The sequence below is a fragment of the Thermoplasmata archaeon genome, assembly GCA_038729465.1.
Lineage (GTDB): Archaea > Thermoplasmatota > Thermoplasmata > Thermoplasmatales > ARK-15 > JAVRLB01.
Genome location: JAVYRZ010000015.1, coordinates 1 through 4,333, shown reverse-complemented (window position 1 = coordinate 4,333; position 4,333 = coordinate 1). Strand labels below are relative to the sequence as shown.

General features: G+C 42.3%; 5 protein-coding genes. 3 read left to right on the top strand and 2 right to left on the bottom strand.

The features are described from left to right. The 3 genes from QXQ25_04875 to QXQ25_04865 form a co-directional block, all read left to right on the top strand. On the top strand, positions 1-592 hold a 592-nt coding region (locus QXQ25_04875), incomplete at its 5' end, for a (Fe-S)-binding protein (GenBank protein MEM0161036.1). Further along, on the top strand, positions 589-1,557 hold the full coding sequence (locus tag QXQ25_04870; protein MEM0161035.1) for an electron transfer flavoprotein subunit alpha/FixB family protein: 969 nt from the start codon (positions 589-591) through the stop codon (positions 1,555-1,557). The genes QXQ25_04875 and QXQ25_04870, both read left to right, overlap by 4 nt. Then, the gene (locus QXQ25_04865; protein MEM0161034.1) at positions 1,554-2,351 is read left to right on the top strand and encodes an electron transfer flavoprotein subunit beta/FixA family protein; all 798 of its coding nucleotides are present in this window, start codon (positions 1,554-1,556) and stop codon (positions 2,349-2,351) included. Before QXQ25_04870 ends, QXQ25_04865 begins: the two co-directional genes overlap by 4 nt. On the opposite strand, the gene QXQ25_04860 is transcribed toward QXQ25_04865, so the two are convergent. Both QXQ25_04860 and QXQ25_04855 read right to left on the bottom strand, forming a co-directional pair. Beyond that, positions 2,334-3,191 (bottom strand): 2-oxoacid:ferredoxin oxidoreductase subunit beta, encoded by an 858-nt coding sequence (locus tag QXQ25_04860; protein MEM0161033.1) that lies wholly within the window; start codon positions 3,189-3,191, stop codon positions 2,334-2,336. The two genes, QXQ25_04865 and QXQ25_04860, sit on opposite strands and share 18 nt — an antisense overlap. After that, on the bottom strand, positions 3,188-4,333 hold a 1,146-nt coding region (locus tag QXQ25_04855; protein MEM0161032.1), incomplete at its 5' end, for a 2-oxoacid:acceptor oxidoreductase subunit alpha. The genes QXQ25_04855 and QXQ25_04860, both read right to left, overlap by 4 nt.

Sequence of the window (4,333 nt, the reverse complement as noted above, 5' to 3'; positions counted from 1 at the left end):
GCTTTGTTGTGGTGAGCCTCTAAGAAACGCTGGTGAATGGGACTATATGGAAGAGTTGGCAACAAAGAACATCAACGATTTTAAAAACACGAATGCAAAAGTGATTGTTACCGTTTCTCCGCACTGTTCCAACACGTTCAAGGAAGTGTACACAAAATTTGGACTAAATGTGAAAGTAATGCATTATGCAGAGTATTTTTACCAGCTTTACAGGGATGGTGTGATCGACTTTAAAAAATCGAAGGATCTAAAAGTTACATATCATGATCCTTGCATACTGAGCAGAACCGACCATTTTAACGATGGACCGAGAGAGATGCTGCAGAATATTCAGGGAGTAGAACTGAAAGAGATGAAAAACGTGAAAGAAGAGAGCATTTGCTGTGGCGGAGGCGGAAACAGGATGTTTTTAGAGTTTCATGGAAAGAGGCTCGCTGACGTGAGAACAGACGAGGCAAAGCAGACCGGTGCTGAGGTTCTGGTGACTGCGTGTCCATACTGCAACATGAACCTGCATGACAGTTCAAAGACCAGGTCATTGAACATAGAGGTAAAGGATCTGGCAGAAATATTGAGAGATGTGATATTATGAGCTCGCAAGGTATCTGGGTTTATCTAGAACATGAAAATAAAGAGTTTGAAGATGTGTCATTAGAGATTCTTTCAAGAGCCAAAACTCTCGCAAAAAAAGTAAATGAGAAAGTGGTGGGATTGATTCTAGGTACTGAACCTGACAACCTAGGAGAAATAGCGATAAAGTACGGTGCGGACGAGATCATATTTTTAAAAAGCCCAGTATTTGAAAAATACAATACTGAATATTATACTAAGAGCATAACCGATTTGATCAAGGTTCGAGAACCAAACATATTCTTGCTTGGTGGTACTTATAATGGCAGAGACTTGGCAGCACGTATTGCAGCAAGATTAAAAACAGGATTGACTGCCAATGCTATATCTCTAGACATTGATGAAAACTTGACAATGTATGCAGGAGTGCCAGGTTATGGCAGTAAAGTTATAGCTGAGATTGTATGCACAAAGAACAGGCCGCAGATGTCTACTGTGAGACCCGGCATATTCGAAAAGAGTGTGGATGAGACCAGATCTGGCAAGATTGAAGTTATCGAGCCTGATCTCGCGAATTTTGTAAGCAGGGTAAGGGTGATAGAACAGGTTAAAAAAGAGTTTGTAGATCTCTCAAAATCCGAGTTTGTCACTGTTGTTGGAAATGGTGTGGCTTCTAACATGGATCTTGCAACTATGTTTGCAAAAACTGCAAAAACTGAGATTGGAGTTACCAGGCCTCTAGCAGATCGTGGGCTGGCACCTAGAGACATACAGATTGGCTCTACGGGCATATCTTTGAAAGCTAGGCTCACGCTGGTGCTTGGAGTAAGTGGCGCTGAACATTTTGTATCTGGAATTGCAAACTGCAAGACTGTGATCGCGGTAGACAATGACCGAAACTCTAACATTTTCAATTATGCAGATTACTGTGTGATTGCTGACGCAATGAAATTGTTGCCAGTACTGATCAGGGAGATGAGCCAATGAATATAATAGTAGCGATAAAAATAGTGCCAAAAACAGAAGATATATCGTTTGATCCTGTTACCAAGACTATAAACAGGGCACATGCTGAAAATCAGATCAATGAAGCTGACAAAAATGCGTTAGAATACGCATTGCAAGTTCGTGCTAAGGTGGGTGGGAAAGTAACTATCATATCTATGGGCCCACAATTTTTCGAACCGCACTTGAAGCTGGGCATTGCGATGGGTGCAGATGATGCAATATTGCTATCAGATCGTGCTTTTGCAGGCGCAGACTCGTATGCGACTGCACTGGTGCTAGCACAGGCCATTAAGAAGATTGGCGCATATGATCTGGTACTATGCGGCGAAGAGTCTTCTGACGGTGGTACTTCTCAGGTTCCAGCACAGGTGGCTGAACTTTTGGATCTGCCACAGATCACATTTGTGTCAAGCTTTGATATATCTGATAAATACATTAGGGCAAAACGCACAATAAAAGGAGGGCATGAGACCGTAGAATCCACGCTTCCCACGTTGCTGAGCATTGAGCTGGGCGTAAACCAGCCTCGTTTCCCAGACTTTAAAAGAAAAAGATGGGCTGACAAAGAATTTAAAGTGACTGTATGGACTGCTAAAGACTTGGGCCTGAAAGACGAAGAGACGGGCCTGAACGGCTCTTATACAAACGTTGCAAAGCTTACAGAGTCCGTGCCTCCAGTTCGAAAAAAAGAGTATATTGAAGGTACTATAGAAGAACAGGCTAAAAAAATAGTGGAGATATATAAAAAAGTAAAATTACACGAAAATGTCTAAAAGCGATTCGTATTCTTTCGGATCCTTGTATTTTTGCAGTGCCATTGGCTTATCTGGATGCCTAAGTGCCTGCGTTTCGTAGGTTTTTTTGTTTTCTTCCTTGTATATCAGCCCTAACGGAAATTTTTGTTCGTTCAACAACACTTCAAACGCTTTTTGTTTATCTGTAAAATCATGGTTCACAGTTCTTAAATCATATGTATTTGCCTTGTACCAGTCATATGTATTCACCTTGTTCCATGTAACGCATGGGCTGAATATGTCAATCAGCGAAAAACCCTTGTGCTCTATCCCGCCTTTAATAAGCTCTGTAAGCTGGTTAATATCCCCAACAAAGCCTCTGGCTATGTACGTAGCACCTGCTGCCAGAGCCAGCAAAGGCCCGTTTACAGGTGTTTCGATGTTTCCGAACGGAGAGGTGTTTGTAACAAAGCCCTCATTGCTAGTTGGCGAAAATTGGCCTTTAGTAAGCCCGTATATCTGGTTGTCCATGATAACATACGTAATATCAACGTTTCTCTTAGCTGTGTGTATAAAATGTTCCATGCCAATTGCATACCCATCTCCATCACCACCCGCAGCAATCACCGTTAGCTGCGGATTTGCAAGTTTTACACCCGTAGCCAGTGCCAACGCACGGCCATGTATTCCGTGAAGCCCGTAACTGTAAAAATAGCTGCTCATTTTGGAAGAACACCCAATTCCAGTCACCAAAACTGTATTTGCAGGATCCAAGTTCAGCTCTGATGCTGTTTTTTTCAAAGCCATCAATACTCCATAATCACCACATCCGGGGCACCATGTAGGCTTCTCTTTATCATAAAATTTTGGATCGTTCATTGTTTAATCACCTCTTCTATTTTTTTATAAATGTCCCTGGGCTTAAAAGCGCGTCCATCATATTTCAGGATTGATATGATGTTTAAAGATCCTAACTGGGATTTCATAAGCGTTGCAAGTTGTGCTGTATAATTGTTTTCCACTACAAATATGCGCTTTGCATTTTTAAGTAATGCTCTAAGCTCCTCTGCTGGAAAAGGCCATAAAGTTCTTATCCTGATGTATTTTAAATTTATCTGCTTATCTTTCAGGTATTCCATTGCTTCCAGTATTGGGCCTTTCGTAGAACCTATCCCTATCACGATATTTTCAGACTCTTCGCCATATGTAACACTGTTGTACATCTCTCTGGCTGCAATGTCCAGTTTATGCATCCTCTTTTGCATCATCTTGTTTCTCAGTTCTACTTTCTCGGTAATGTGTCCATATTCATCATGCTCATCACCGGTCTCGAGATGTATGCCGTTTTTCACGGTGGGTATAGATCTTGGAGATATGCCATCTTCCTGAAAAGAGTATCTTTTAAATTCTCGGTCGCTTGAGTCTATGTTCAGCAAAAGCTTGCCACGATCTATGCTCAATTTATCAAGATCAAATCTTTTGGTGGTCTGTTTGTTCCAGCTTATTAGCTCATCAGTCAATATTATCACCGGGCACTGATACTTATCTGCAAAGTTGAATGCTGAAACTGTAAAATAAAAAGCTTCTTCCACGGTGCCAGGCACTATTACTATTCTCGGTATCTCGCCATGTCCTCCAACTGTCACATGATTGATGTCTGACTGCTCTGTTTTTGTGGGCATGCCGGTGCTGGGCCCTGCTCTCTGTGCCTCTACTATCACTAATGGTGTTTCGATCATGCCTGCAAGCCCGATGGCTTCTGTTTTCAGGTCTAGGCCTGGTCCTGAAGTAACAGTCATTGCTCTTGCTCCTGCATATGAGGCACCGATTGCCATGTTCACTGCTGCAATCTCTACCTCAGCCTGTATCGCTACACCCAGCTGCTCTGGCAAAAAGCGGGCCATGTACTCTAATATATCAGATGCGGGCGTTATAGGATAGGCTGCTATGAACCTGCATCCCGCTATTATTGCGGCAATGCCTATCGCTTCATTTCCCATTATGAGCATTCGCTCTTTGCT